The 26,584-nt window shown below is 62.5% G+C and carries 27 protein-coding genes; 15 read left to right on the top strand and 12 right to left on the bottom strand.

The features are described from left to right. Positions 1 to 7 precede the first annotated feature (7 nt). The 4 genes from iolD (at position 8) to ABIE33_RS06685 (ending at position 4,673) form a co-directional block, all read left to right on the top strand. The gene (gene iolD, locus ABIE33_RS06670) at positions 8 to 1,861 is read left to right on the top strand and encodes a 3D-(3,5/4)-trihydroxycyclohexane-1,2-dione acylhydrolase (decyclizing) (RefSeq protein ID WP_429122874.1); all 1,854 of its coding nucleotides are present in this window, start codon (positions 8 to 10) and stop codon (positions 1,859 to 1,861) included. Positions 1,862 to 2,101: 240 nt separating this feature from the next. Continuing rightward, on the top strand, positions 2,102 to 3,001 hold the full coding sequence (iolE, locus tag ABIE33_RS06675) for a myo-inosose-2 dehydratase (protein WP_429122876.1): 900 nt from the start codon (positions 2,102 to 2,104) through the stop codon (positions 2,999 to 3,001). A 237-nt stretch (positions 3,002 to 3,238) separates the two neighbouring features. Then, positions 3,239 to 4,039 carry a 5-deoxy-glucuronate isomerase gene (gene iolB, locus ABIE33_RS06680; protein WP_429122879.1) on the top strand — a complete coding sequence of 267 codons (801 nt, stop codon included), beginning with the start codon at positions 3,239 to 3,241 and terminating at the stop codon, positions 4,037 to 4,039. 229 nt (positions 4,040 to 4,268) lie between these two features. Continuing rightward, entirely contained in the window at positions 4,269 to 4,673 is a 405-nt protein-coding gene (locus tag ABIE33_RS06685; RefSeq protein WP_429122880.1) for a GFA family protein, read from the top strand. Positions 4,674 to 4,678: 5 nt separating this feature from the next. Here the strand turns inward: ABIE33_RS06685 and ABIE33_RS06690 are convergent, their stop codons facing one another. Continuing rightward, complete coding sequence (locus ABIE33_RS06690; RefSeq protein ID WP_429122883.1) at positions 4,679 to 5,380, bottom strand: DUF2268 domain-containing putative Zn-dependent protease; 702 nt, start codon at positions 5,378 to 5,380, stop codon at positions 4,679 to 4,681. Between the two features lie 275 nt (positions 5,381 to 5,655). On the opposite strand from ABIE33_RS06690, the gene ABIE33_RS06695 reads away from it, so the two are divergent. The 4 genes from ABIE33_RS06695 (at position 5,656) to ABIE33_RS06710 (ending at position 8,841) form a co-directional block, all read left to right on the top strand. Then, positions 5,656 to 6,468 carry an AraC family transcriptional regulator gene (locus ABIE33_RS06695; RefSeq protein ID WP_429122886.1) on the top strand — a complete coding sequence of 271 codons (813 nt, stop codon included), beginning with the start codon at positions 5,656 to 5,658 and terminating at the stop codon, positions 6,466 to 6,468. Positions 6,469 to 6,649: 181 nt separating this feature from the next. Next, positions 6,650 to 7,552, top strand: a complete 903-nt coding sequence (locus tag ABIE33_RS06700) for a DMT family transporter (RefSeq protein ID WP_429122889.1) — start codon at positions 6,650 to 6,652, stop codon at positions 7,550 to 7,552. A gap of 35 nt (positions 7,553 to 7,587) precedes the next feature. After that, complete coding sequence (locus ABIE33_RS06705; RefSeq protein WP_429122892.1) at positions 7,588 to 8,316, top strand: B3/B4 domain-containing protein; 729 nt, start codon at positions 7,588 to 7,590, stop codon at positions 8,314 to 8,316. A gap of 156 nt (positions 8,317 to 8,472) precedes the next feature. Continuing rightward, positions 8,473 to 8,841: a hypothetical protein gene (locus ABIE33_RS06710; protein ID WP_429122895.1), complete on the top strand. Its 369-nt coding sequence runs from the start codon at positions 8,473 to 8,475 to the stop codon at positions 8,839 to 8,841. Between the two features lie 48 nt (positions 8,842 to 8,889). Here ABIE33_RS06710 and ABIE33_RS06715 read toward each other — a convergent pair whose 3' ends face one another. After that, the gene (locus ABIE33_RS06715; RefSeq protein ID WP_429122898.1) at positions 8,890 to 10,473 is read right to left on the bottom strand and encodes a peptide chain release factor 3; all 1,584 of its coding nucleotides are present in this window, start codon (positions 10,471 to 10,473) and stop codon (positions 8,890 to 8,892) included. Positions 10,474 to 10,569: 96 nt separating this feature from the next. Here ABIE33_RS06715 and dut point away from each other — a divergent pair, with 96 nt between their 5' ends. Continuing rightward, entirely contained in the window at positions 10,570 to 11,037 is a 468-nt protein-coding gene (gene dut / locus ABIE33_RS06720) for a dUTP diphosphatase (RefSeq protein WP_429122901.1), read from the top strand. Between the two features lie 166 nt (positions 11,038 to 11,203). Here dut and ABIE33_RS06725 read toward each other — a convergent pair whose 3' ends face one another. Next, positions 11,204 to 11,641 carry an Lrp/AsnC family transcriptional regulator gene (locus ABIE33_RS06725; protein ID WP_429122904.1) on the bottom strand — a complete coding sequence of 146 codons (438 nt, stop codon included), beginning with the start codon at positions 11,639 to 11,641 and terminating at the stop codon, positions 11,204 to 11,206. A 133-nt stretch (positions 11,642 to 11,774) separates the two neighbouring features. On the opposite strand from ABIE33_RS06725, the gene ABIE33_RS06730 reads away from it, so the two are divergent. Further along, complete coding sequence (locus ABIE33_RS06730; RefSeq protein ID WP_429122907.1) at positions 11,775 to 12,689, top strand: DMT family transporter; 915 nt, start codon at positions 11,775 to 11,777, stop codon at positions 12,687 to 12,689. Continuing rightward, positions 12,686 to 12,991 (top strand): NIPSNAP family protein, encoded by a 306-nt coding sequence (locus ABIE33_RS06735; RefSeq protein WP_429122910.1) that lies wholly within the window; start codon positions 12,686 to 12,688, stop codon positions 12,989 to 12,991. Before ABIE33_RS06730 ends, ABIE33_RS06735 begins: the two co-directional genes overlap by 4 nt. Before the next feature lie 75 nt (positions 12,992 to 13,066). Here the strand turns inward: ABIE33_RS06735 and ABIE33_RS06740 are convergent, their stop codons facing one another. Beyond that, positions 13,067 to 13,699, bottom strand: a complete 633-nt coding sequence (locus tag ABIE33_RS06740) for a LysE family translocator (protein ID WP_429122913.1) — start codon at positions 13,697 to 13,699, stop codon at positions 13,067 to 13,069. Between the two features lie 173 nt (positions 13,700 to 13,872). Between ABIE33_RS06740 and ABIE33_RS06745 the strand changes: the two genes are divergently transcribed. Then, complete coding sequence (locus ABIE33_RS06745; protein ID WP_429122915.1) at positions 13,873 to 14,490, top strand: LysE family translocator; 618 nt, start codon at positions 13,873 to 13,875, stop codon at positions 14,488 to 14,490. Between the two features lie 137 nt (positions 14,491 to 14,627). After that, a complete protein-coding gene (cysK, locus tag ABIE33_RS06750) occupies positions 14,628 to 15,596 on the top strand; it encodes a cysteine synthase A (protein WP_429122918.1) in 969 nt (322 codons plus the stop codon). 99 nt (positions 15,597 to 15,695) lie between these two features. Here cysK and ABIE33_RS06755 read toward each other — a convergent pair whose 3' ends face one another. Together ABIE33_RS06755 and ABIE33_RS06760 are read right to left on the bottom strand one after the other, a co-directional pair. Then, on the bottom strand, positions 15,696 to 16,172 hold the full coding sequence (locus ABIE33_RS06755) for an SRPBCC family protein (protein ID WP_429122921.1): 477 nt from the start codon (positions 16,170 to 16,172) through the stop codon (positions 15,696 to 15,698). A gap of 435 nt (positions 16,173 to 16,607) precedes the next feature. Further along, complete coding sequence (locus ABIE33_RS06760; RefSeq protein WP_429122924.1) at positions 16,608 to 18,140, bottom strand: YifB family Mg chelatase-like AAA ATPase; 1,533 nt, start codon at positions 18,138 to 18,140, stop codon at positions 16,608 to 16,610. 341 nt (positions 18,141 to 18,481) lie between these two features. On the opposite strand from ABIE33_RS06760, the gene ABIE33_RS06765 reads away from it, so the two are divergent. Both ABIE33_RS06765 and ABIE33_RS06770 read left to right on the top strand, forming a co-directional pair. Then, positions 18,482 to 19,246: a TylF/MycF/NovP-related O-methyltransferase gene (locus ABIE33_RS06765; protein WP_429122927.1), complete on the top strand. Its 765-nt coding sequence runs from the start codon at positions 18,482 to 18,484 to the stop codon at positions 19,244 to 19,246. 61 nt (positions 19,247 to 19,307) lie between these two features. After that, on the top strand, positions 19,308 to 19,679 hold the full coding sequence (locus ABIE33_RS06770) for a hypothetical protein (RefSeq protein ID WP_429122930.1): 372 nt from the start codon (positions 19,308 to 19,310) through the stop codon (positions 19,677 to 19,679). A gap of 318 nt (positions 19,680 to 19,997) precedes the next feature. On the opposite strand, the gene gshB is transcribed toward ABIE33_RS06770, so the two are convergent. From gshB to ABIE33_RS06800, 6 genes are all read right to left on the bottom strand, one after another. Beyond that, complete coding sequence (gene gshB / locus ABIE33_RS06775; protein ID WP_429122931.1) at positions 19,998 to 20,945, bottom strand: glutathione synthase; 948 nt, start codon at positions 20,943 to 20,945, stop codon at positions 19,998 to 20,000. A gap of 206 nt (positions 20,946 to 21,151) precedes the next feature. Then, on the bottom strand, positions 21,152 to 22,144 hold the full coding sequence (locus tag ABIE33_RS06780; RefSeq protein ID WP_429122934.1) for an endonuclease/exonuclease/phosphatase family protein: 993 nt from the start codon (positions 22,142 to 22,144) through the stop codon (positions 21,152 to 21,154). Then, on the bottom strand, positions 22,141 to 23,256 hold the full coding sequence (locus tag ABIE33_RS06785) for a sn-glycerol-3-phosphate import ATP-binding protein UgpC (RefSeq protein WP_429122937.1): 1,116 nt from the start codon (positions 23,254 to 23,256) through the stop codon (positions 22,141 to 22,143). Before ABIE33_RS06785 ends, ABIE33_RS06780 begins: the two co-directional genes overlap by 4 nt. 63 nt (positions 23,257 to 23,319) lie before the next feature. Then, on the bottom strand, positions 23,320 to 24,162 hold the full coding sequence (gene ugpE / locus ABIE33_RS06790) for a sn-glycerol-3-phosphate ABC transporter permease UgpE (protein ID WP_429122940.1): 843 nt from the start codon (positions 24,160 to 24,162) through the stop codon (positions 23,320 to 23,322). Between the two features lie 10 nt (positions 24,163 to 24,172). Further along, on the bottom strand, positions 24,173 to 25,168 hold the full coding sequence (locus ABIE33_RS06795; protein ID WP_429122943.1) for an ABC transporter permease subunit: 996 nt from the start codon (positions 25,166 to 25,168) through the stop codon (positions 24,173 to 24,175). A gap of 5 nt (positions 25,169 to 25,173) precedes the next feature. Then, positions 25,174 to 26,472 carry an extracellular solute-binding protein gene (locus tag ABIE33_RS06800; protein WP_429122946.1) on the bottom strand — a complete coding sequence of 433 codons (1,299 nt, stop codon included), beginning with the start codon at positions 26,470 to 26,472 and terminating at the stop codon, positions 25,174 to 25,176. Positions 26,473 to 26,584 lie beyond the last annotated feature (112 nt).

Here is a 26,584-nt window from a genome sequence, read left to right on the forward strand (position 1 = left end):
ACAGAGTATGAGCCAGAAGACCGTGCGCCTGACCATGGCACAGGCCGTGGCGCGGTTCCTGACCCGCCAGATGACCGTCATCGACGGCAAAAAGGTGCCGATCTTCGGCGGTGTCTTCGCCATCTTCGGCCATGGCAACGTTGCCGGCGTCGGCGAGGCGCTGCACGGCATCAAGGACACGCTGCCGACCTACCGCGCCCAGAACGAGCAGGGCATGGCCAATGCCGCGATCGCCTTTGCCAAGGCGAGCTTCCGCCGCCGCTTCATGGCCTGCACCACCTCGATCGGCCCCGGCGCCCTCAACATGGTGACCTCGGCAGCTCTTGCCCACGTCAACCGCCTGCCGGTGCTGTTCCTGCCCGGCGATGTCTTCGCCAACCGCCGGCCCGATCCGGTGCTGCAGCAGGTGGAAGGTTTTGCCGACGGCACCATCTCGGCTAACGACTGCTTCCGCCCCGTCTCGCGCTATTTCGACCGCATCATCCGGCCGGAACAGATCATCCCGGCGCTTCGCCGCGCCATGCAGGTGCTGACGGATCCGGCCGATTGCGGCCCGGTCACGCTCTCTTTGTGCCAGGACGTGCAGGCGGAGGCCTATGACTATCCGGAAAACTTCTTCGACGAAAAAGTCTGGTCTTCACGCCGCATCGAGCCTGATGCGGACGAACTGGCAGCGGCGATCGCTGCGTTGAAGGCAGCTAAAAAGCCGGTGATCATCGCCGGCGGCGGCGTGCTCTATTCGGAAGCCAGCGAGGTGCTGGCAGGCTTCGCAGAAAAACACGGCATCCCCGTCGTCGAGACGCAGGCGGGCAAGTCGTCCCTGCCGCACAGCCATCGGCTCAACATGGGTTCGGTCGGCGTGACCGGCACGTCGGCCTCCAACCAGCTGGCGGAAGCGGCCGACGTCGTGCTCGCCGTCGGCTCGCGGTTGCAGGACTTCACCACCGGCTCCTGGTCGCTTTTCAAGAACGACGGGCTGAAGATCGTCGGCCTCAATGTCCAACCGTTCGATGCGGCCAAGCATGAGGGGCTGCCGCTGGTCGCCGACGCGCGCATCGGTCTCGAGCGGATTTCCGCCGGACTCGGCAATCACAAGGCCGAAGCCGCCTGGACCGACAAGGCAAGGGCCGGCAAGGCGGAGTGGCTGAAAGCCGCCGACAAGGCGACGGCGACGACCAATGCGGCGCTGCCGTCGGACGCACAGGTCATCGGCGCGGTACAGCGTGCGCGCGGCGGATCGGATACCGTCCTCGTCTGCGCGGCTGGCGGTCTACCCGGCGAGTTGCACAAGCTCTGGCAGGCGGAAACGCCCGGCGGCTACCACATGGAATACGGCTTCTCGACCATGGGTTATGAAGTCGCCGGCGGCCTCGGCGCCAAGCTCGCCCGTCCCGAAAGCGATGTCATCGTCATGGTCGGCGATGGCAGCTACATGATGCTGAACTCCGAGATCGCCTCGTCGATCATGCTCGGCGCAAAGATCACCATCGTGCTGCTCGACAATGCCGGCTACGGCTGCATCAACCGGCTGCAGATGGAAACCGGCGGCGCCAACTTCAACAACCTGTTGCGCGACACGCACCATGTCGAACTACCGGCGATCGATTTTGCCGCGCACGCGGCAGCCATGGGCGCCCTCACCCGCAAGGTCGGCTCGATCTCGGAGCTGGAATCGGCGCTGAAGGAAACGGCCGGCGAAGCGCGCACCACCGTGATCGTCATCGACACCGACCCGCTGATCACCACCGACGAAGGCGGCCACTGGTGGGATGTCGCCGTCCCCGAGGTTTCGGAGCGCAGCCAAGTCAACGAAGCCCGCAAGGGCTACGAAAAGGCACTGACCTCCCAGCGCTTCGGCTAAAAACAAGCAATCCGGCGCCTGCGATCCCGTTGCAGGCGCTTTTCGGCGAGTAGCCCCTCACCCCAGCCCTCTCCCCGCCAGCGGGGAAAGGGGACGTTGGAGGGCGCGGCACATCCCTTCTCCCCACCGGTGGGGAGAAGGTGGCGGCAGCCGGATGAGGGGCCATCCCCCTCCCCTTCCGCCGCAATGAGACAAACGAACGATCCGCCTGCGCGGACAATACTATAGGAAACGACTGACATGATCCGCTACGGAACCAACCCGATCGCCTGGAGCAACGACGACGATCATTCGATCGGCGCGCATCTGACGCTCGAGGATTGCCTCTCCGATTGCCAGAAGATCGGCTTCGACGGCATCGAGAAAGGGCACAAGATGCCTTCCGATCCGGAAGCGTTGAAGGCCAAGCTCGCCGCCTACGACCTCGTCTTCGTCTCCGGCTGGCACTCGACCAACCTGCTTACCCATGATGTCGAGACAGAGAAGAAGGCGATCCAGCCGCATCTCGACCTTCTGAAGCACAATGGCTGCAAGGTGGCGATCGTCTGCGAAACCTCGAACGCCATCCACGGCGACGACACGAAGTCGGTCGCCAACGACAAGCCGGTGCTGCCGGCGGACCAGTGGCAAAAATTCGGCGCCGACCTCGAAGCGATCGCGCAATATTGCGCCGACCAGGGCATCGATCTCGTCTACCATCACCACATGGGCACGATCGTACAGACCGGCGAGGAAATCGACCTGTTGATGCAGAACACCGGCCCGGCGACCAAGCTTTTGCTCGACACCGGCCATGCCTGGTTCGGTGGCTCCGATCCGGCCGAGGTCGCGAAGAAATACATGCACCGCGTCCGCCATATCCACTGCAAGAACGTCCGCACCGCAGTGCGCAAGGTCGTCGAGGGCGAAGGCCTCTCCTTCCTCGAGGGCGTGCGCCGTGGCGTCTTTACCGTTCCGGGCGACAGCGAAGGCGGGGTCGATTTTCTCCCCGTCCTGAAAATCGCCGCTGAGCACAACTACGATGGCTGGCTGGTGATCGAGGCGGAACAGGATTCGGCCGTGCGTAATCCTTTCGAGTACCAGTCTCTGGGGCTGAAATCGCTGAAGGCATTTGCCGGGGAAGCCGGCCTCGACAAGTAAGCCGCCTTTTCGGTTGCGGCGCTCGAAGGGGAATGCCCCTCATCCGGCTGCCGCCACCTTCTCCCCGCTCGCGGGGAGAAGGGATATGACGCTAGCTCTTTGCCCACTCAAGACGCGAGGCGGAGAGCGTGCTGCGAATTCCAAAGTACCCTCTCCCCGCCTGCGGGGAGAGGGTTAGGGTGAGGGGCATGCCACACGCTCGGCGCGCTCCGGAAAATGAATGAGGGAGACCGTCACATGTCCAAGTTGCTCGTCAAACCGAAGGCCAAGTCTGGCTTGATGCAGAACGTCACGCCCGAAAGCGCCGGCTGGACCTATGTCGGCTTTGCGCTCAACCGGCTGAAGCCGGGCGAGAAGACAGAGGGCGAGGCAGGCGACAAGGAAGTCTGCCTTGTGCTGGTGTCGGGCAAGGCGAAGGTCTCGGTCGATGGCGAGGATTTCGGCGAACTCGGCGAGCGCATGACGCCGTTCGAGGGGCAACCCTATGCCGTCTACGTGCCGAAGGGCAGCCGCTGGCAGGCAACCGCAACGACCGATCTCGATCTGGCGATCTGCTCGGCACCGGGCGGCGAGGGTTTCAAGGCCAAGGTGATCAAGCCGGGAACACACCCGCAGATGACCCGCGGCAAGGGCACCAACACCCGCTATGTCACCAACATCATGCCCGAGGACGATAGCGCCGCCCAGTCGCTGCTGGTGGTCGAAGTGATCACGCCCGGTGGCCACACCTCCTCCTATCCGCCGCACAAGCATGACCAGGACGATCTGCCGGCCGAGAGCTACCTGGAAGAGACCTATTATCACCGCCTCAATCCGCCGCAGGGATTTGCTATGCAGCGCGTCTATACCGACGATCGTTCGCTGGACGAGACCATGGCAGTGGAAGACGGCGACGTCACGCTGGTGCCCAGGGGATATCACCCGGTTGCCGCCATTCACGGCTACGACGTCTATTATCTCAACGTCATGGCAGGCCCGAAGCGGGTCTGGAAGTTCCACAACGCCCGCGAACACGAGTGGCTGTTTACCGGCGTTTAGCAGCTAGATCGCGCACTCGGCCGTCAGGACCTAGAGCAGGTCGCGCAAAAGTGCGCAGCGGTTTTTGCGATAACGACATGCGCAGGCACAAGCACTCAAAGCGCAGTCAGCGAATCCTAGAGATCGCGACGCGCTTTAGAGTGCGCACCGATCGGCACCGCATGCTGCCCCATGGATGGACGCAGGAACCGAGGCGCCCTAGGTTACAGCTTCTCAGGGAGGCTGTGCCATGCGGATCGACGGACAATGCCATTGCGGCTTCGTGACCTATGAGGCGGAGATCGATCCGGACCATGTCGCAATCTGCCACTGCACCGATTGCCAACGGCTGACGGGAACGGCCTACCGGGTGTCGGCAGGCACGGCCCGTAAGAATTTCCGGCTGACCGGCGGCGAGCCGAAGCTTTACGTCAAGACCGCGGAAAACGGCCGCAAGCGCCTGCAGTTCTTCTGCCCGAACTGCGGTTCGCCGGTTTACACCACCGGCACTGACGAGGACGCCGAAGAGGTCGGCATTCGCCTCGGGACGGTCAACCAGCGCCGCGAACTAGCCCCGAAATCACAGATCTGGCGCTCTTCCGCCCTGCCCTGGATCAACGACATCGGCACGCTGCCCGGCCACGACAGAGACTAGCCCCGTCAGGCAGCAGCCGCCATCAGCGCCTTGAGGCGCGGCCAAGCCTCGCCGATCACGTCGGGCGCGGGCGTCGCCGTCATCCGGGATGGGCGGGCACCGGGGTTCGCGGCGAGATAGGTTTTCACCAGATGGTAGCCGATCGTATATCCGGTCCAGCGCGGCAGTTTGCCGTAGCGACTCCAGCCGAAGAACCAGGCCCGGTGATCATAGGTGTCCGCCCAAAGCTCCCTTTCGGCATGTTCCAGCAACGTCAGCCAGTCGCCGTCAGCAATCGCATGGTTCCAGGCATGGCCGTCGCCGCCGTTCAGTTCGGCATCGAACCCATCCGCCAGCCCTTCGGAGACGAGAGCCTCGCCGAGGGTCAACCCGTAGCCACAGGCGGCGTGCCGGAACGAGTGATGCAATTCGTGGGTCAGCATCCTGGAGAACTCCTTGTTTCCAAGGCTGCCCGCGAAATGGACATTGTGCGGGTCTAGCGTGACGGTGACCAATCCCCGGCGGAAGCAGGAGCCGGCGATCCCGATTTCCGGTATCGTTTCATCTTTCCGGTGCGCGACGATGACGTCGATCGGAGCAGCACTGTCGGTTTCGGAAACCGCAGCAGCGACCCGAAGCGCAGTGCTCTCCGCTTCTGCCAGGATTTGCTCGCGCCACGGCGCCAGCGATCCATCCGCTTCAAGGAAGTGAACGCGTAGGTCGAGCATTCCACAGATCTCCGGTCGTCATTGTCATTCGACGCCGAAACTTAAGCATGCGGCGAGCGAATGCAACGCCGGAGGGACGAAAGCGCCAGCTTGCGCCTGTGTTCGCTCTGCGGCTGCGGCAACCCATGAAAGATCGAGACCTGGCTTCATGCAACCCTTCCTCGACCAGGGAGATAGGGTCGCGTCCCTCGAGACCCATGGCCGTAAAGTCGCGGCCGTTGTAAGAGAGAGGCAGAAACATCCGACGGGCCACCGGTGCCCGCACAGGCGAGGCGATGACGAAAGGCCGGTTCACGATATTCCCCTGCCGCATTGGTGGCGTCGAGGTCGTCGAGGCCGCGTCGGGGCACGTGTTTGCACGTCATACGCATGAGCAATTCGGCATCGGCCTCATCCACCAGGGCGCCCAGAAATCGCTGAGTGGCCGCGGCATGGTGGAAGCCGGCGCCGGCGACATGATCACGGTCAACCCTGGCGAGGTCCATGACGGCGTGCCGATCGGCGACGCCGGGCGGTCCTGGCGGATGCTCTATTTCGAGCCTTCAGCGATCGGCGACGCCATGGAGGACATCAGCCAGGGAAAGACGCGGATTGCGGAGTTCACCGAACCCGTCTTCCATGATGTTCGAACGTCGCAACACTTCCAGGCACTCTTCAACTCGATCACCGCGCCCGATGGCGACCGGACGGGGATGCACGGCGAGGAGTGCGTCCTGACGTTGATTGCCGACGTGATGCGCACGCGTGGCGGGCAAATGCATGGCGGAGGCGTGCCGTCGGCGATGCGCAGGGCGCAACGCCTGATCGACGACGATCCGACAGTCGCGATCACTTTGTCCGACCTCGCGCGGGCGGCCGACCTCAGCCGGTTTCAGGTCGTGCGCGGCTTTTCGAGAGCCTTCGGGCTGACGCCGCATGCCTATCTCGTGCAGCGCCGCATCGATCTGGCGCGACGGCTGATTGCGCGTGGCGTCCCGCTTGCCGAAGCGGCGGCGGAAGGCGGCTTTGCCGACCAGAGCCACATGACCCGGATTTTCGTGCGCAAATACGGCATTTCCCCAGGCGCCTACGCCGAAGCGTTTCACTAACCTGAAAGCGCACCGCGATCTCTCAGATCGCTTGAAGCGCTTTAAGCTCTTGTTTTTGCGCGCATGTCGTTGCCGCAAATCCGCTTCATACTTTTGCGCGACCTGCTTTAACGCCCGCAATTCCGTTCAAGACCGAAAGGCCGGAATGAGGTCTCTTGCGCGCCAACGCAGGAGTGGCGGCATGACGGAAAAATTTCAGGGATACCTTTATCTCTCGCTGGCGATGATCATGGTCGGTAGCACGGTGATCGCCAGCAAGCTGATCGCGTCGGGGCTGCCGCCCTTCATCGCCACCGCCTTGCGCTTCGCCGTCGCCTTTCCGCTGTTCTTCGCTTTGATGCGCCTGACGGGCACAGCTTGGCCAAGGTTGGAGCGGCGCGAGTGGCTGATCCTGCTCCTACAGGCAGGGGCCGGCAGCGTCGGCTACACGACGCTTCTCATCGCCGGATTGCGCTACAGTTCGGCGACGGATGCCGGCGTCGTCATCGGCACCCTTCCTGTGGTCTCCGCCGGCATCGCCATCCTGCTGCTCGGCGAACGGCCCAGCCGCTCGACCCTGATCGCGATCGGACTGGCCGCCGCCGGCGTTATGACCATCGTGCTTCGGCCCGACGACGGTGCGCACCATTCGCCGCTCGGCATCGCGCTCGTCTTCGGCGCAGTGATTTGCGAAGGGCTGTTCATCCTGATCAACAAGCGCATCCGAACGCCGATCGCGCCTCTTGCCCTGTCCACCATCATGGCCGGGATGGGCGTGGGCGTGGCCATCGTGCCCGCTCTCTTCGAGGCCCCCTCGATGCAAAGCATCACGATGCAGTCGCTGGCGGCCGTTCTCTATTACGCCCTGGTCCCGACGGTCGCCGGCTTCATTCTCTGGTACGCAGGCTCAGCCAGGGTGAGCGGAACGGAAGCCTCGGTTTTTACAGCACTTGCGCCCGTCTCCGCCGTGCTGCTGGCATTTGTTCTTCTCGGCGAACCCGTCAACGTCAATCAACTCGCCGGCATCGGCTGCGTTCTTGTCGCCGTCCTCAGTCTTGCCATGCCGCATTTCTGGTCCAAGACTGCCGGTCAAACGCAGATCTGACGCCGTCATCATCCCCTTCCATTTCGAGGCATCCCATGCATTTCCAGCATTCAGACAGCATCTGGCGTGATTTTCCCGAGCTTGCGGCCGGCGCGCTCCATGTCGAGGGCATCCGTAGCGACGTTTCGGTCGCTGACGCCGTTGATCGATTTGAGGCCATTGCCAGCGATGTTCTTGCCGCGAACTCCGAAGGCGAGCTTGCGGAAATTCAGGCGTGGCGCCGGACCTTCACCAGGATGGGGCTGAAGCCGACGCAGTATCGCTGCGCATCGGAAGCCTTGCTGCGCCGCTTCAGGAAAGAGGGCGACCTGCCGTCGATCCACCCGTTGATCGACCTTTGCAACGCCGTGTCGCTCGCCTTTGCCATCCCCATCGCCGTCTTCGACCTCTCCCGCATCGCCGGCGATCTCGAGGTTACCCGCGCGAGCGGAGACGAGATCTACGCGACGTTCTCCGGAGAAACGGAACACCCCGAAACGGATGAAGTGATCTTTTGCGACGCGCACGGACGCGCCCATGCGCGCCGCTGGACCAACCGGCAGAGCGGCCATTCGGCAATCCGCCCGCAGACCACGTCAGCCCTCATCGTCGTAGAAGCATTGCATGAAACCGCCACGGCGGATGTGGCCGAGCTCATTGCAGCATTGGAGGAAGCCATCGGCGCCATCTGGCATGTCCGCCCGACGTCGGCGCTGCTCAGCCGATCGGCGCCGCGCTTTGCCTTTGCCGCACATGGGCAGGTGGCGCGTACCGAAAATCTTTGACGTCATGCAAAGCCGACATACTATCGCAGCCTCCCGGCAGCATGCAGCACGCCACGTCAACAACGGGTGCGATGCTGCCGTTCTTTAAATTTGCCGCATAGTTCCGCCTTTAAATCGATCTCGATTTGAGGATCATGCAGCGAGCAAGAGGCAGACATGATTGAAGGCACGCGATCAAAACTCGGCCTGGCGCGGCGAATGCTGTTCGATAATGGCGGGCTCGAAGAGATCTTTCGCCATGTGCGCAACCTGGTCGTGGCGACCGTGGTGATTGCCGCCGGCATGCATGCTATCGAGAATGGCCGCAGCCTGGAGATCAAGGGGCTGCCGAACACTGCCGTGGCGGGTTACATCGTCTCCGCCATCGGCATCGTCTTGTTTCTGCTCAATCTGGCTGATGGCCTGCACAGGCTATCGAAGGTACGCCGGCATCTGGCGCTGCAGATCCTGCTGCTGGCGATCTACGCTTTCGTAACCCTCAGGGTGACGCAGCTGGTGCTGGCTCTGCGCATGTCGACCCTCTGATCGGTGGGCGGTCAGCCGGCGCACGCCGCCGGCTGCCATTACCATCGCTCACGCCGCCTTGGCGACGTGATACTCCTTGATCGCGACCATCTTGATCGCCGGATAACGCTCGGCCTCGTAGCGCAGCGAGAAGCTGTCCTGCGCCAGGAACACTGGGTCGCCATCGAGGTCGCGGGCGATATCGCCGCGACGGGCGGTGACGAACTTGTCGAGGTCGGCGGGCTGATCGGCCGAAATCCAACGGCAGACGGAGAAGCGCGACATTTCGAAGGAAACCGGCAGGCCATACTCGCCCTGCAGGCGCTCCTTCAGAACGTCGAGCTGCAGCGCGCCGACGACGCCGACGATCGCCGGCGAGCCGTCTTCCGGCGAGAAGAGCTGGACGACGCCCTCTTCCGCCATCTGCTGCAGGGCTTCCTTCAGCTTCTTGGCCTTCATTGCGTCTTCCAGACGCACACGGCGCAGGATTTCCGGCGAGAAGTTCGGCACGCCCTGGAAGACGAGATGTTCGCCTTCCGTCAGCGTGTCGCCGATGCGCAAAGTGCCGTGGTTCGGAATGCCGACGACGTCGCCGGCATAGGCCGTATCGGCCAGCTGACGCTGCGAGGCGAAGAAGAACTGCGGCGCGCTCAGACCCAGCTGCTTGCCGGTGCGCGCCAACCGCGCCTTCATGCCGCGCTCCAGCTTGCCGGAGCAGACACGCGCGAAGGCGATGCGGTCGCGGTGGTTCGGGTCCATGTTCGCCTGGATCTTGAAGACGAAGGCAGTCATCTTGTCGTCGGTCGCATGCACGGTCCTGATGTCGGCAACCTGGTCGCGCGGCGGCGGGGCGATTTCGCCGAGCGCGTTGATCAGGTCACGCACACCGTAGTTGCGCAGGGCCGAGCCGAAGAACACCGGCGTCAGGTGACCTTCGAGGAAGGCCTTCTTGTCGAACGGCTTGCAGGCCTCGATCGCCAGCGACGTTTCCTCGATGAAGGCGTCACGCTCGTTTTCCGGCAGGCGGTGGGCCGCCATCTCAGGGTCGCTGACCTTGGTCAGCACTTCCTGCGTATCGGCGCCGCGCACGGTGTTGTCGGCGAGATGGTAGGAACCGCAGAAGGTCTTGGAGCGGCCGATCGGCCAGGTCACCGGCGCGCAGTCGAGCGCCAGCTTTTCTTCGACCTCATCGAGGATCTCGAAGGGGTCGCGGCTCTCGCGGTCCATCTTGTTGACGAAGGTGATGATCGGAATGTCGCGCATACGGCAGACTTCGAACAGCTTCAGCGTCCGCGGCTCGATACCCTTGGCCGCGTCGATGACCATGACCGCGGCATCGACAGCCGTCAGCGTGCGGTAGGTGTCATCGGCGAAGTCTTCGTGACCGGGCGTGTCGAGAATGTTGAAGACGTTGCCGCCATATTCGAAGGTCATCACCGAGGTGACGACCGAGATGCCGCGCTCGCGCTCGATCTTCATCCAGTCCGAACGGGTCTGGATGCGATCCTTCTTGGCCTTGACCTCGCCGGCGAGCTGGATGGCGCCACCGAACAGCAGCAGCTTTTCGGTGAGGGTGGTCTTGCCCGCGTCCGGGTGGGCGATGATCGCAAATGTGCGGCGGCGGGAGACCGCCTCGGCGAGACTTTCAGCCATGTCGTAGAATCCTGTGAGTTGCGGCGTCTTTACAGGCTCGGGCCTCATTATGCAATTGACCGGCGCAGCGAGCGCCCGGCTTATGGATCAATGACCATGCACACGCCCCAGACAAAGCCCGCCCTCACCCTCATTCGCCTGCCGCATGGCGCGGCATTGGACCTGCCGGCCTATGAGACCGAGGGGGCTGCCGGCATGGACCTGCGCGCCGCCGTGGCCGTCGGCGAGCCGATGACGCTTGCGCCGGGAAAGCGGGCGCTGGTCCCGACAGGCTTCATCTTCGAGATCCCGGCCGGCTATGAGGCGCAGATCCGACCGCGCTCGGGCCTTGCCTTCAAGCACGGCATCACCTGCCTCAACACGCCGGGCACGATCGACAGCGACTATCGGGGCGAGGTGAAGGTTCTGCTGGTCAATCTCGGCGACGAAGATTTCGTCATCGAGCGCGGCATGCGCATCGCGCAGATGGTCATCGCGCCGGTGACGCAGGTAAGCGTCCGCGAGGCCGACAGCGCCAGCGACACGGCACGCGGCGCCGGCGGCTTCGGCTCGACTGGCGTCTAGAGCATTTCCAGGAAAAGTGCGAAGCGGGTTTCCGTCAGGAAATGCGTGAAAACAAAGAGCTAGAGCGTTTCCACGGCTCCGTCTAAATCGGAAACGCTCGAGAGAAGCTCCGGGAGAAGCGTGATGCGGTTCTCGGTACGGAGCTGCGTGATTTCTAAAAGTCGGATCAGATAAGCGGCGGCAATCGCCGCTTGACCGGCGTCGACTTGACGATCGACGTGTTGGTCTGCGCCTTCTCGGCGATACGATCGAGCAGCGTGTCCAGCTCCCCCATATCTCGCACGAACAGCTTGGCGATGAAGCAGTCGTCGCCGGTGACCTTGTCGCATTCGACGATCTGCGGCGTCTCCTGGATCAATTTCTCGACGATATGCAGCATGCCCGGCATCGGTCGTACGCGGATGATCGCCTGCAAGGGATAACCGAGCTTCACCGGATTGAGCGCGATGGTGAAACCGTCGAGCACGCCACGTTCTTCCAGTTTGCGCAGGCGGTCTGCAGCGCTCGGCGACGAGAGGCCCGCCTCCTGCGCCAGCTCTTTCAGCGACACGCGCGCATTCGCCGCCAGGATATCCAGAATGCGGCGATCGACTTCATCGAGCATCGGCAACCTCATAAGTCAAAATATCGAAACCACCTTCGATGATTAGACAGAATAGCCGAAGAGCCTGCGTTCATCCATATAAACCGCATTGGAAGCCAACTATTCTTGGATCATCAACCGAGGAGCGATCGCCATGGGCGCAGACATTAAAAGAGGCAGTGCCGAGATGACGGCAGCGATGCTGATATCGGGCACGATCGGCTGGTTCGTGCTGATGTCGGGCCAGCCGGTGACGAGCGTCGTCTTCTGGCGCTGTGTTTTCGGCGCGGTGACGCTGGTCGCGATCGCGGCCATGCTCGGCCTCATCGACCGGCGCCATTTCACCCGGCGGGTTCTGCTCCTGTCGATTGCCGGCGGCATCGCCATCGTCGTCAACTGGCTGTTGCTGTTTGCCGCCTATTCGCATGCCTCGATCTCGATCGCGACGATGGTCTACAACACCCAGCCGTTCATGCTTTTAGGGCTCGGCGCGCTGTTTCTCGGCGAAAAGATCACCGCGGCCAAGGTCTTCTGGCTTTCGATCTCCTTTGCCGGCATGCTGGCGATCATCTCGGCCAAGCCCGGCGGCGGCTTTGCGCCGGAAGATTATCTGATCGGCATTGCGCTTGCGATCGGTGCTGCCTTCTTCTACGCGATCGCGGCGCTGTTGACCAAGCTGCTCAAGGGAACGCCGCCGCACCTGATCGCGCTGATCCAGGTCATTACCGGCACGCTGATGCTGGCGCCGATGGCGCTTGCCGCCCCTGCCCCTTCGGGTGCAGAACAATGGTCGATCCTGATCGCCGTCGGCGTCATCCATACCGGCATCATGTATGTGCTGCTCTACGGCGCGATCCAGCGGCTGCCGACGCACATGACCGGGGCATTGTCCTTCATCTACCCGATCGCCGCCATCGTCGTCGATCGGCTGGCCTTCGGCCATGCGCTGCAGCCGATCCAGATCTTCGGCTCGATCGCCATCCTTGTCGCCGCAGCCGGCATGAATCTCGGCTGGAAACTTCGCCTGCCCTCCCCTATCAAGCGCAGACGCGAAGGGAGAACCGCATGATCACCTGCTATCTGAAATACGTTATCGACCCTTACAAGCTGGCCGAGTTCGAACACTACGCAAAGCTCTGGATTCCGCTCGTCAACCGGCTCGGCGGCACCCATCACGGCTATTTCATGCCGCACGAAGGCGCAAACAACATCGCACTGGCGCTCTTCACCTTTCCGAGCCTCGCCGAATACGAGATCTATCGCGAGAAAATGGCCAAGGACCCGGAATGCCTGGAGGCCTTCGCCTTTGGCGAGAAGACGCGCTGCATCGTCAGTTACGAGCGAAGCTTCATGCGGCCGGTGTTCGAATAGGAAAGACCATGCTGCGCGGCACGTTAAGGTGGCGCGCAGCATGCACCATCCCTGAAGCCCGATAGAAGCGCGCCCTTAGCGGCGCGCTTCGGCGGCCATGCTGAGGGCAAAGCCGAACAGGGCCGTGCCCATGGCCCAGCGCTGCACGACCATGAACAAGGGACGCCCGGCCAGGAAGGCGGCGATCGAGCTTGCCGCCAGAGCAATCATCGCGTTAACCGAGACACTGGTGGCGATCTGGATCGAGCCGAAGATCATCGACTGCGCCAGCACGTTGCCCGCCTCCGGGCGGATGAACTGCGGCAGGAGCGAGAGATAGAGCACGGCGACCTTGGGGTTGAGCAAGCTCGTCAGGAACCCCATCAGGAACAGCTTGCGCGGGCCGTCCTTCGGCAGGTTCTTGACCTGGAAGGGCGAGCGCCCGCCGGGCCTGACCGCCTGCCAGGCGAGATAGACGAGATAGGCGGCACCGGCCAGCCGCAGGGCGTCATAGGCAAAAGGCACAGCAAAGAGCAGCGCGGTGATGCCGAGCGCCGCCGAGACCATGTAGACCACGAAACCGAGCGCGACGCCGCCAAGCGAGATCAGGCCTGCTGCGGGCCCCTGGCCGATCGAGCGGGAGATCAGGTAGATCATGTTCGGCCCCGGCGTCAGCACCATGCCGAGGGCGATGAGGGCAAAGCCGATAAGGTTCTGGAGCTCTGGCATGAGGTGCGCCTTGATTGAGTATTTCCCAAAGCTCTACGCATCTTCGGACCCCGGGCAACGCCGGACTTGTCACCCGATCAATTTTGTCGCGAAATTGCCGCCTGCGTAACGATCCGGATTTTCATTTTCGACGCTCTGCGCTAAAAACGGCGTCACCACCGGGAGGAACGATCATGACGCTTGCAGCCCTGCTTGCCTATAGCGGCGCTCTCTTCATCGCAGCCATCATTCCCGGCCCCGGTGTCACAGCGCTCGTCGCGCGGGCGCTCGGCTCAGGCTTTCGCGAGACGTTCTTCATGGGGCTCGGCCTGATCCTCGGCGACATGGTTTACCTGACTGCCGTGGTGCTCGGCCTGGCGCTGATCGCCCAGACCTTCACGACCGCCTTCCTGATCGTCAAGTTCGCCGGCGTGCTCTATCTCGGCTACATCGCCTGGAAGCTCTGGACGGCCGGGCTCCTGCCCCAGGACATCAAGGCAAAGACGTCGTCAAGCGTGTCGATGTCGTTCCTTTCGGGCCTGCTGGTCACGCTCGGCAACCCGAAGACAATGCTGTTTTACGTGGCGCTCGTGCCGACACTGATCGACATTGCGATGATTGGGCCGCGCGAATACGGTCTGTTGCTGATGGCGACATTCCTCGTGCTGCTGACCGTGCTTCTGCCCTATATCTTGCTTGCCGCACGGGCGCGCACGTTGCTCAAACAGCCGAAGGCCTTGCAGGCGCTGAACCGCGTCGCTGCGGGCGTGCTGGCCGGCACAGCGGCCTATATCGCCACCCGCGCCGCCTGAAAAAACATTCCCCGGACAGCGCTTCCACCGGTGTTTTTTCCTCCGGCGGATCGTCGCCTCGCGTTTGCCGTTCTGGAATAGAACGGGCATTGCCCCTATTGTCACAACCAAACAGTTCACACCCAAGGGAGAAACCCATGTCTGACACGCGCAAGCCCGGCCGCGGCCGCGTCTATTCCTCGATCACGGAAACGATCGGCGACACTCCCATCGTGCGGCTCGACAAGCTTGCCAAGGAGAAGGGCGTCAAAGCCAATCTTCTCGCCAAGCTCGAATTCTTCAACCCGATCGCCTCGGTCAAGGACCGTATCGGCGTTGCCATGATCGAGAGCCTGGAAGCGCAGGGCAAGATCGTTCCCGGCCGCACGACGCTGGTCGAACCAACCTCGGGCAACACAGGCATTGCGCTCGCCTTCGTCGCAGCTGCCAAGGGCTACAAGCTGATCCTCACCATGCCGGAAACCATGTCGGTCGAGCGCCGCAAGATGCTGGCGCTGTTCGGCGCCGAACTGGTGCTGACCGAGGGCGCCAAGGGCATGAAGGGCGCCATCGCCAAGGCGCAGGAACTGGTCGAGACCCTGCCTGACGCCATCATCCCGCAACAGTTCGAAAACCCGGCCAACCCGGAAATCCATCGCAAGACGACGGCCGAGGAAATCTGGAACGACACCGACGGCAGCGTCGACATTCTCGTCTCGGGCATCGGCACCGGCGGCACCATCACCGGCGCCGGCCAGGTCTTGAAGGCCCGCAAGCCGTCGATCAAGGTGATCGCCGTCGAGCCGGAGGAATCGCCGGTGCTTTCGGGCGGAAACCCCGGCCCGCACAAGATCCAGGGCATCGGCGCGGGCTTCGCGCCCGCGATCCTCGACACCGGCATCTATGACGAAGTCGTCACTGTCAACAGCGGCGAAGCCGTCGAGATCGCCCGCCTCGTTGCCAGGCTCGAAGGCGTGCCGGTCGGCATCTCCTCGGGTGCTGCGCTCGCCGCCGCCATCGAGATCGGCCAGCGCCCGGAAAACGCCGGCAAGAACATCGTCGTCATCATCCCGTCCTTTGCCGAACGGTACCTTTCGACGGTTCTCTTCGAAGGCTTGGGTGCGTAAGCTGCTCGTTGCAGAGGACAAACGAAGGGCGCCTCGGCGCCCTTTTTGCTGCTCACAGTGGGCAATATGGGTGCCCAATAAATAGCGCTTCGAAACCGTTTATTCGGTGAAGGCGGCGAGGTTGGCAAGTGTCGAAGATAGCCCGACCTCGTGATCCTCGTGCGATATGCCTTCTGGAACATTCGCGCAGGTTACACGCACCCGGGTGCCACCCGAAACCGTCTCCAGCGCCCAGGTGATCGTCATAATCCCGGCAAATGCTGGATCTTCGGCTTCGAACTTCACCTGTTGCACGACGCGTTCATTCGGGCGCAACTCGACGAAGCGCCCCTCGACGATATCCGTATGCTCCGATGTCTTGCCGCGATTGCCATGTTCGGGTTTGTCGTAGACCAGGGCCATGCGGTAGCGACCGCCCTCTTTCGCTTCGAATGCATGGACACGGCCCGTCATTCCCTCCGGTGGCAGCCATCGCGCGACGGCTTGCGGGTCAAGCAGTGCCTGGTAGATCGCCGGCGCGGACGCTGCAATCACACGTTCGGCGCTATCGGTTCTTCTGAGCGAACCGTTCGTCATGACTAACCTCCCGAAATGGACCGTGTGAAAAGACCGATGCCGTCACCAAGATCGCTCACTCCGCCGCTCCCACCCGCGGCCTCAGACGGGGGGCGGCGTAACGGCTTGCAGCGAACCACACGGCGATGGCGAACAGCCGGCTTCAGGGCAGCACGCTAACAGGGCCGATCAGATATGGTCCCCTCGGGATGCTACCGGAGTGTGCCACGATAGCTTTCGGCCCATTGCATGCTATCCTAAATCGTCGCGATTTCGCGATCAAAGCATGCAGAAGCGCGACAGTGACCTTTGCGCGTCGGGCAAGACGCGCGGCGCCGTAGGCCGGTGCCAATTCCAGGATCAAGCAGCAGCGGCAGCGTCCGAGCCCGGAATCACGGGCAAAGGCGCCGACGTCAGGACCCATCACGATGACCGGCAACGCGGTCAACAACTGCCCTATGCGGCGGCCTGCAATCGCTCGCCGGCGATGCGGTAGGAGATCGCTTCGGCGAGATGCAGCCGGCCGACGGTTGCGGCACCTTCGAGATCGGCGAGCGTGCGCGCAACCTTCAGGACGCGGTGATAGCCGCGTGCTGAAAATTTCAGCTTCTCGGCCGCGTCCCGCAGCAACTGCAGGCCGGCCGCATCAGGCTCGGCAATGCGCTCGATCATCGCCGTCGAGCAGCGGGCATTGCTCGATGGTTCGCGACTGCCGAGCATGACGAAGCGATCGGCCTGCAGTTCGCGGGCGCGAGCGACACGCCTTGCCACCACCGCACTCGCCTCTGCCGCCATCGGACGGATCAGGTCGGCGGCGCTGACGGCCGGCACGTCGATGCGCAGATCGATCCGGTCCATCAGCGGGCCGGAGATGCGCGCCTGGTAATCGGTCATGCAGCGCGGACCCCGAGCGCAGGTTCGGCCGGGCTCACCCGCCATGCCGCAGCGGCAGGGATTCATGGCCGCCACCAGTTGGATCGCGGCGGGATAGGTGACGCGATGGTTGGCGCGGGCGATGATACATTCGGCCGTTTCCAGCGGCTGACGCAGGGCATCAAGCACCTGCGGGGGAAACTCGGGAAACTCGTCGAGAAACAGAACACCGTTGTGAGCAAGCGATGCCTCACCCGGTTTCGCTCGCAAACCGCCACCGATCATTGCCGCCATGGTGGCGGAATGGTGCGGAGTGCGGAAGGGGCGCCGGTCCGACAGATTGCCGCCCGGCAGTTGGCCGGCAATCGAATGGATCATCGAAACTTCCAAGAGCTCAGCCGGCGTCAACGGCGGCAGGATCGAGGGCAGGCGGGCGGCCAGCATCGATTTGCCCGAACCCGGTGGGCCGACCATCAGCAGATTGTGGTTGCCGGCGGCCGCGACTTCGAGCGCCCGCTTGGCACTTTCCTGCCCCTTGATATCGGCAAGGTCAGGCAGATCGGCAGCACCAACGCGAATGGCCGGTTCCGGGCGGGAGAGAACCTGCGTTCCCCTGAAATGATTGGCAATGGCGATCAGGCTGCGGGGTGCGAGAATATCGATCTCGGCGCCCGCCCAGGCCGCTTCCGGTCCACTTTCGGCCGGGCAGATCAGCCCCTTTCCTACCGCATTGGCACCGATCGCTGCCGGCAGCGCGCCGGCGACAGCCGCGACCGTGCCGTCGAGATTAAGCTCGCCTATCACCACATAGCCGTTCAGCGCGTCGCCGGGAATGGCGCCGAGCGCGGCCATCAGCCCGAGCGCAATCGCCAGATCGAAGTGGCTGCCTTCCTTCGGCAGATCCGCGGGCGCGAGATTGACGGTGACTTTCTTGGCCGGCAGCGCCAGGCCAGACGCATGAAGGGCTGCCTGCACGCGCTCGCGGCTTTCGGCCACGGCCTTGTCGGGCAGGCCGACGATCTGCATACCGACCCGTCCCGGTGCGACCATCACCTGAACGTCGACCGGCACGCCTTCTATCCCCTGGAATGCAACCGTACTGACACGCGCAACCATGACCGCCTCTTTGACCGGGCGGCCGCCGTGCCGCCGCAACCCTCTCGGTTGCAACAGAAAATCTTGCACGGAACAGGCACAAAGACAAGAACAATTACAGAACATCGCGATGCCACATCGCACGCACGCCCGAGCAGCGAAATCGCCCAATCGTGCCAATTCGTCATTCTTCCATCACGGGAGGTGCTGAAACGCAAAGATGTCCCCACCATCGGCGCGCGTTCGCCGTCGGTCCCGACACGTATCAACCGCTTGCGCTCGTCTTGGACCCAGGGGACCAGGGTCGGGTTGCCAAAGTTCTTCGGACGGCTATTTAATCCTCACGTTTGCTGAAGGGATTGATGATGGTTGGCATCCGCGAACTGAAAAAGCGCACGCGATATTTTCTACAGGGGGACAAAACGCTACCTGGGTATGCCGCCGACGGCTTCAGGACGATGAACAAGAACACGTCGTTCATGGACGAGCCTCGGTTTGCGGCGGCGTGGGCCTTTGCGGAGGAAGGGAACCGGGAGGCCTGGCGGAAGCGCGGCCACGTTCCCGATGTCCGCTGGCGCGCGCACACCTGCTGTTGGGCAGCATCGCGCGCCCTTCGGCTGGAGGGCGACTTTGTCGAGTTCGGGGTGAACGCCGGCCTGCTGTCGATGACGGTCTGCCGCTATCTCGGTTTCGAAGCGCTCGATCGCAAGTTCTGGCTGTTCGACACTTTCGGCGGCATCCCTCACGGGCACATGACGGACGTGGAACGCCGGCTGACAACGGAGCGAAACACCGGCATCTATGAAGACGTTTTTGAGATCGCCAAGCGCAACTTTGCACCTTTCCCCAATGCACATCTCGTCCGCGGCGTGCTGCCCGACACCCTCGAAGGCGTGCCGCTCGCAAAGATTGCCTATCTTTCGATCGACCTGAACGTGGCTCAATACGAGAAGGAATGTATCGAACGGGTGTGGGACAATCTCGTGCCGGGGGCAACAATCGTTCTCGATGACTATGCGTTCCGCGGCAGCGAGGAACAAAACGCGATGTGGAACGATTTCGCCAGGAAGAACGGCCAGACGATTCTGACGCTGCCGACCGGCCAGGGCGTGATCGTCGTCCAGTGAACCGTTTTGCTGCCGTTCATGATTCCGTCGCTAGAATGCCAGGCAGTCAAAGGAGAGCACTATGATCAGAATCATCAAGACATGTGCGATAGCCGCCATGGCATGCACCTTCGTCGTTGGAGCGGCCGCTTCCCAGGATCTGGATATTTACATTGAAGGCGGCGGCCCACGCTACCGCGATCAGCCACGCTACTACGACGAACCCCGATACTATGACGAAGACGACTGGGGCGCGCAGCAATATCGCCGCCGCCCGCCGGAAGCCTATCAGTGCACGCCGCGGCAGGCGCTCAGCAAAGCCCAAAGATATCTCCGCAATCCGCGCGTCGGCCGGACGTCGCAGGAGATTATCGAAATTCGCGGCATCGGCAGCCGCGGAGAACGGAATCGCATCATCTTCGGCACCCGACGCGGATGCCCGCGCATAGGCTGACAAAGCAACGAATCTCAGCCATGAAGCGCCCGTTTGGCTGGCCTTTTTGGAACGACATTGCTGGCTGCCGTTTCCACAGAGCGTCTGCTCCAGCTCGGTGGTGGACGCCTGCCAATCAGCACCACGATCGGAATTGACCAGAGCGCGTCTGCGCGCTGGTCGCGTCTCGTGGCTACAGCGCGCGCGCCTGTCGTCTAGAGCAATTCCAGGAAAAGTGTGAAACGGTTTTCCGTCCGGAATTGCGTCATTTCAAAGAGTTAGATCATTCCACTGTTTCAACGAAACAATGAAATGATCTAACGCGTCCCGCCGCTCTCTTCACGCGCGTTTGCGCTCGATCGCGTCCCAAAGCAGGCTAGCGACGTCGGCGCCGCCGAAATTCTTGACCTCGCGGATGCCGGTCGGCGACGTCACATTGATCTCGGTCATGTAGTCGCCGATGACGTCGATGCCGACAAAGAGGAAGCCGCGTTCCTTCAGCGCCGGTGCGATGCGGGCGCAGATTTCCTTCTCGCGCGCCGTCAGTTCGGTCGGCTCAGGCCGGCCGCCGGCGTGCATGTTGGAGCGTGCATCGTGCTCGGCCGGAACGCGGTTGATCGCGCCGACCGGCTCGCCGTCGACGAGCAGGATGCGCTTGTCGCCCTTGCGCACCGCCGGCAGATACTCCTGCGCGATGAAGGGCTCGCGGAACATCTGGCCGAACATTTCGAGCAACGACGACAGGTTGCGATCGTCGCGCGCGGAGTGGAACACGCCGGCGCCGCCATTGCCGTAGAGCGGCTTCAGGATGATGTCGCCCATTTCCTCGCGGAAACGCGCGATCTCGGCGGCGTCGCGGGTAATCAGCGTCTTCGGCATCAGATCGGCGAATTCGGTGACGAAGATCTTTTCCGGCGAGTTGCGCACCCAGGCCGGGTCGTTGACCACGAGCGTCTTCGGATGCAGGCGCTCGAGCAGATGCGTCGAGGTGATGTAGGCCATGTCGAAGGGCGGGTCCTGACGCAACATGATCACGTCCATGGCCGACAGATCGAGCCGCTCCGGTTCGCCGAGCGTGAAGTGATCGCCCTTGACGTCGCGCAGTGTCATCTGCTGCGCCGTCGCGAAAACCTTGCCGTCGCGCAGCGAAAGCTTTTCCGGCGTGTAATGGAAGAGCCGGTAGCCGCGGGCCTGTGCTTCAAGGCTCATCGCGAAGGTGGAATCGCCTGCGATGTTGATGCCCGACACATGGTCCATCTGGACCCCGACATTGACGATTTTCGCCATCTTCCCGTCCCCGTTGGATCACGATGACATTGGGTCACTTCGCCCGAGATCGTGATCGATTTTAATAAGTTGGAGCAGGATGCGCACCGAAAACCGCGCACACTTTTCCTCATCCCGCTCCAGAAAAGCCCGCAACATGTAGAATGCGGCCTCGCCTTAGGCAAGGCTCGAGCGCCAAGCATCGAGCGACCGCTTCGGCAGCAAGGCTACTCGAAGCCTTCGACGACGCAGGTGATGAGATCATGATCCGAGAGCGGGCGGCCGTCCGCGTCGAGCGAAGGAATGATCCGGCTTTCGCCGATCTTCAGCCCGCGCGACAAAAACCAGTCGAGCTTCATCGCCCGCTCCGGCCAGCGCGTGATCAGGCTGGGGCGCGTCGTCATCAGCTCGATCGGCCCGCCATGGCGGGTGAAACCGCGCGCAGCACTCATGGCAAACAGCCCTTCGGCTTCGAAATCGCCGCCGGCGTGGTTGCCGGTATTAAGGTCGCCGCCGATAAGAACAGGCATGGCGGGGAACGCTTCATCGAGCGCATCGATGAGTTCCTTGACCTGGCGCTCCCGATAGAGCGCCGTCGTGGCGCTTTCGAGATGGGTTGAAACGGCAACGAAAGGCCCGGCTTCGGTCTCGATCACCGCACCGATGGCAAAACGTTCGCCAACGCGCGGCTGGTCGCCGCCATCCATGAACCAGAGCCGTTCGCCCCAGAGGCGGAGCATGAACGGCTGGGCGAGCGGCACTGCTGCCATCAGCGCGTTGCCGTGAAAACCCTTCGCGTTGAAGTCGTCCTTGCAGAACTCCAGTTCCGTATCGGAGCCAAGGCCGAGCTCGATGAACTCGACGCCATAGGCATATTGCATCTGAAGGGAGGCTGCGACTTCTGCGGTCGGGTGGCACTGGCCGGTGCGGGCCATGCCGTTGTCCATCTCCGAAAGCAGCACGACCGGTGCTGCGGTTGCCGCCAGATGCGCCGCACTTTCCGGCGCAAACAGGCAGCGTTCCAGGTTCCAGGCGGCGACGGTAAACGGGAAGGCAAGCGGCTTGCTCGATGACGGCTCGCCGCCGATCTCGATGCTGTTCATTTCAGGCAACGCCGCCATCACGGCATCGTGGGCTGCGATCGAACCCTCGATCGCCGTGAAACCGGCGCGGGTTTCCTGCGACGGTACGGCAAGAGTACTGACGGTCTCTTCGATCACAATGCCGGCTCCAGGCTGAGCGGACGGGCGCTTTCGCCAGTATTGATGAAAGACGCGCCGCGCTCCAGTCGCTTGCCGTTCTCCGGCGAGAAGAAATGCAGGCGGTCGGTCGCGATCGTCACGGCGAGATCGCCGGACAGCGGGATCTCGGGCGAAAGCGCCACCGTCAGTGCCTGATCCTCGATGGTGCCGTGGACCAGGCGTTGTGCGCCAAGTTCCTCGACATAGTCGACCTGGAACAGCATCGCGTCCTCGCCGACACAGGCAAGCCGCAGATCCTCGGCGCGCAAGCCGACGGTGACCGGCCCTTCGACCGGGGCACGATCGCCAAGCTCGATCATGTAGGTGCCGACATGCAGGCGCGAGCCTTCGATACGGCCCTTGATCAGGTTCATGGCCGGCGAACCGATGAAGCTCGCGACGAAGGTCGAAGCCGGGCGATGGTAGACATCGAGCGGGCGGCCGATCTGCTCGATCCGGCCACCGTTCAGCACCACAAGCCGGTCGGCGAGCGTCATCGCCTCGAGCTGGTCGTGCGTAACGTAGAGCGATGTGGTGCCGAGGCGCTTCTGCAGCCGCTTGATCTCGCCGCGCATGGAGACGCGCAGCTTGGCGTCGAGGTTGGACAACGGCTCGTCGAACAGGAAGGCGGCCGGCTTGCGCACGATGGCGCGGCCCATGGCCACACGCTGCCGCTGGCCGCCGGAAAGCGCCCGCGGCTTGCGGTCGAGATAGGGCTCGATCTCCAGCATGCGCGCCGCTTCCGCCACGCGGGCGTCGATCTCGGCCTTCGGCGTCTTGCGGTTCTTCAGACCGTAGGCGAGGTTCTGGTAGACCGTCATATGCGGATAGAGCGCATAATTCTGGAAGACCATGGCGATGTCGCGCTCGGCCGGGTCGACCTCGTTGATGACGCGCGAGCCGATCTTGACCGTGCCCTTCGAGATGCCTTCAAGTCCGGCGACCATGCGCAAGAGCGTGGACTTGCCGCAGCCGGACGGGCCGACGAGCACGATGAACTCGCCGTCCTCGATATCGATCGAGACGGACTTCACCGCCTCGACGTTGCCGGTATAGATCTTCGAGACCTCGGCGATGGTGATGGCCGCCATGGCTGCCTCCGTTGGTAAATTGCGTTTGAGCGAGCGGCGAAGATGGCTTCGCCGCTGCGTTATCTACTTGTCGCTTTCCGTCAGGCCCTTGATGAACCAGCGCTGGAAGATCACCACGATCAGGACCGGCGGCAGCATGGCGAGGATCGCCAGCGCAAAGGCCTCGTTGTAATCGGGGATGTTCGAGCCGACCCAGACGAGCAGGATCTGCTTGATACCGCGCACCAGCGTGAAGAAGCCTTCGTCCGTGGTCATCAATGTCGGCCAGAGATACTGGTTCCAGCCATAGACGAACATGATGATGAAGATCGCCGCCATCATCGTGCGCGACAGCGGCACCAGCACGTCGATGAAGAACTTGAACGGACCGGCGCCATCGATGCGCGCCGCCTCGAGCAATTCGTCCGGCACCGACTTGAAGAACTGACGAAAATAGAAGGTGCCCGTCGCCGACGCGAGCAGCGGCACGATCAGGCCGGTATAGGTGTTGGTCAGCTTCAGCGTGTTCATCACTTCATAGGAGGGAAGAATGCGCACTTCGAGCGGCAAAAGCAGCGTCGTGAAGATGATCCAGAAGAAGAAAGTGGCGAGACGGAAGCGGAAATAGACGATCGCATAGGCAGCCAGCATCGACAGGATGATCTTGCCGAGCGCGAAGCCGAGGCCGAGGATCATCGAGTTCATCATCATGTTGAGGCCGGTGATCTTGCCGGTGAAGCCGCCCTTGCGGGTCAGCACCGTCTCGTAGGTCTCGACGAAATGCCCGCCCCAGCTGAGGCTAAGGCCGTTGCGGTGGATATCCGCCGCCTCGTGCGTCGACGTCATGAAGGCGACCACGACCGGCGCCACCATGATGAAGACGCCGATCAGGAGGATGACGTGGTCGAAAAACTTGGTGCGATACATCGGCCCCGCCTCAATTGTAGTGCACGCGCCGCTCGATGAAGCGGAACTGGAAGATGGTGAGCACGAAGACGATGAGCATCAGGATGACCGACTGCGCCGAGGAGCCGCCGAGGTCGTTGCCGCGGAAACCATCCATGTAGACCTTGTAGACAAGGGTGATCGGATTGTTCGCCGCCTTGTCCTTCACCATCACGTCGATGACGCCGAAGGTGTCGAACAGCGCATAGGTGACGTTGATGATCAAAAGGAAGAAGGCGGTGGGGGCGAGCAACGGCAGGATCACCGTCCAGAAACGGCGGAAGCCGGAGCGGCAATCCATTGCCGCCGCCTCGCGCACCGCCACCGGAATGCCCTGCAGGCCGGAGAGGAAAAAGATGAAGTTGTAAGGGATCTGTTTCCAGACCGAGACCACGATCATCGAGAAAGCGGTATCGAAATAGTTGAGGCCGACCTTGATGTCCCAACCGAACCAGCGCGCCAGCTCGACGATCGGGCCGATGTGCTGGTCGAAGAACATCATGCCGATGAGGCCGGCAACCGGCGGCGCGATCGCATAGACCCAGATGAGCAGCGTCTTGTATGTGGCGTTGCCGCGGATGACGCCATCCGCTTTGACGGCGAGCAGCAGGCCGATCGACAGCGCGAAGAAGGTGACGAGCGTGGTGAAGATCGCCGTGAAGCGCGCGATGCCCAGATATTCGCCGGACTTCAGCACATCGGTGTAGTTCGTCATGCCGACAAAGGTCGAGCCGAAGCCGAACGGGTCTTCCAGATAGAAGGATGACTGGACCGCCTGGATCGACGGCCAGTAGAAGAACACGAAGATGATCGCCAGCTGCGGCGCCAGAAAGAGGTAAGGCAGGTAGGGCGAGGAGAACTGCACGCGCTTGGCAGCCGCGTCACCGTCCTTCGCCTTGCCGCCGAACAGCCGGAGGGCGCCGAAGCGACGCCGATCCGCGCCCGTCCCTCCCCGCCGTGCGGGGAGGAGTTCCGTTCCCGAAGTCATCGAGATCAGCCGGCCGTCTTGGCGAAGCGGGCGAGCAGGTCGTTGCCTTCCTTCTCGATCGTGTCGAAGGCGTCCTTGACCGTGGTCTCACCGGAGAAGATGCGGCCGTATTCGCGCTCCATGATCTCGCGGATCTGCGGGTAGAAGCCGAGGCGGTAGCCCTTCGACCAGTCGCCGGCCGGCAGCATCAGCTGCTTGATACCGACTTCGGCGACCGGCTTTTCCTTGTAGTAGCCGTCCTTCTGGGCAAGCTCGTAGGCTGCCTTGGTGATGGCCACGTAGCCGGTTGCCTTGTGGTAGAAGTACTGGATCTCAGGCGAGGTCAGGAACTGGAAGAAGTCGGCGACGCACTTGTTTTCCTCTTCCGACTTGCCCGACATGGCAAACAGTGCCGCGCCGCCGATGAAGGAGTTGGTGCCGGCGCCCTCGATCGCGTTCCAATAGGGCAGGAAGGTTGCCGAGAATGGCATCTGCGCCGTCTTCTGCAGGCCGCCGAATGAACCCGACGAACCGATCCAGAATGCAGCCTTGCCTTCTTCGAAGACCTTCTGGTTGTCGTTCCAGCCGGCGCCGTAGAAGGCGAAGTAACCTTCGTCCTTCCAGGCCTTGAGCTTGTCGAACATCATGACCAGGTTCGGGTCGGTGACCTTCAGCGTCGTGTCGACGACGCTGTCGTAACCGTTGTTGTTGGTCGCGAACTGGATGTTGTTGCGCGAGAAGAAGTTTTCGGTGAACTGCCAGGTCAGCTGCGACTGCACGAGCGGGATGTAACCGGCAGCCTTGAGCTTCGGCGCTGCGGCCTCGAATTCTTCCCAGGTCTTCGGTGCTTCGACGCCGGCCTTCTTCAGGGCTTCGTCGTTGATGTACATGATCGGCGCCGAGGAGTTGAACGGCATGCCGACGAACTTGCCTTCGCTATCGGCATAGAAGTAGCGCACGCCGTCGATGAAGGCATTGCGGTCGAAGTTGTGGCCGGCCTTGATGATCAGGTCTTCGGCGGGAACGACGGCGCCCTTGGCGTTGATGATGGTCGCTGCACCGGCGTCGAAGACCTGCAGGATGTTCGGCTGTTCGCCCGAGCGGAATGCGGCGATACCGGAAGCGAGCGCTTCCTCATAGGTGCCCTTCGAAACCGGGGTCAGGGCGCAGGCGCTCTGGGCTTCGTTGAACTTCTGGGAGATCTCGTTGATGACCTCGCCGTTGCGGCCGGCCATGCCGTGCCACCAGGTAATGTTGGTTGCGGCAAGCGATGAGGTCGCCGAAAATGCAAGGGTGAAAGCTGCGAGTGAAATTTTCTTGAACATGACTGGTCCTCTCCACCGGGTTGCGGATGGCAGTGGACTAGTGGCCTTCAGTGACAGGCCGGTAACGCTTTTATGTCGGGACGATTACAAATTCGCGAATTTGTTCCAAGAC

This window comes from Ensifer sp. 4252 (assembly GCF_050434565.1).
Taxonomy (GTDB): Bacteria; Pseudomonadota; Alphaproteobacteria; order Rhizobiales; family Rhizobiaceae; genus Ensifer.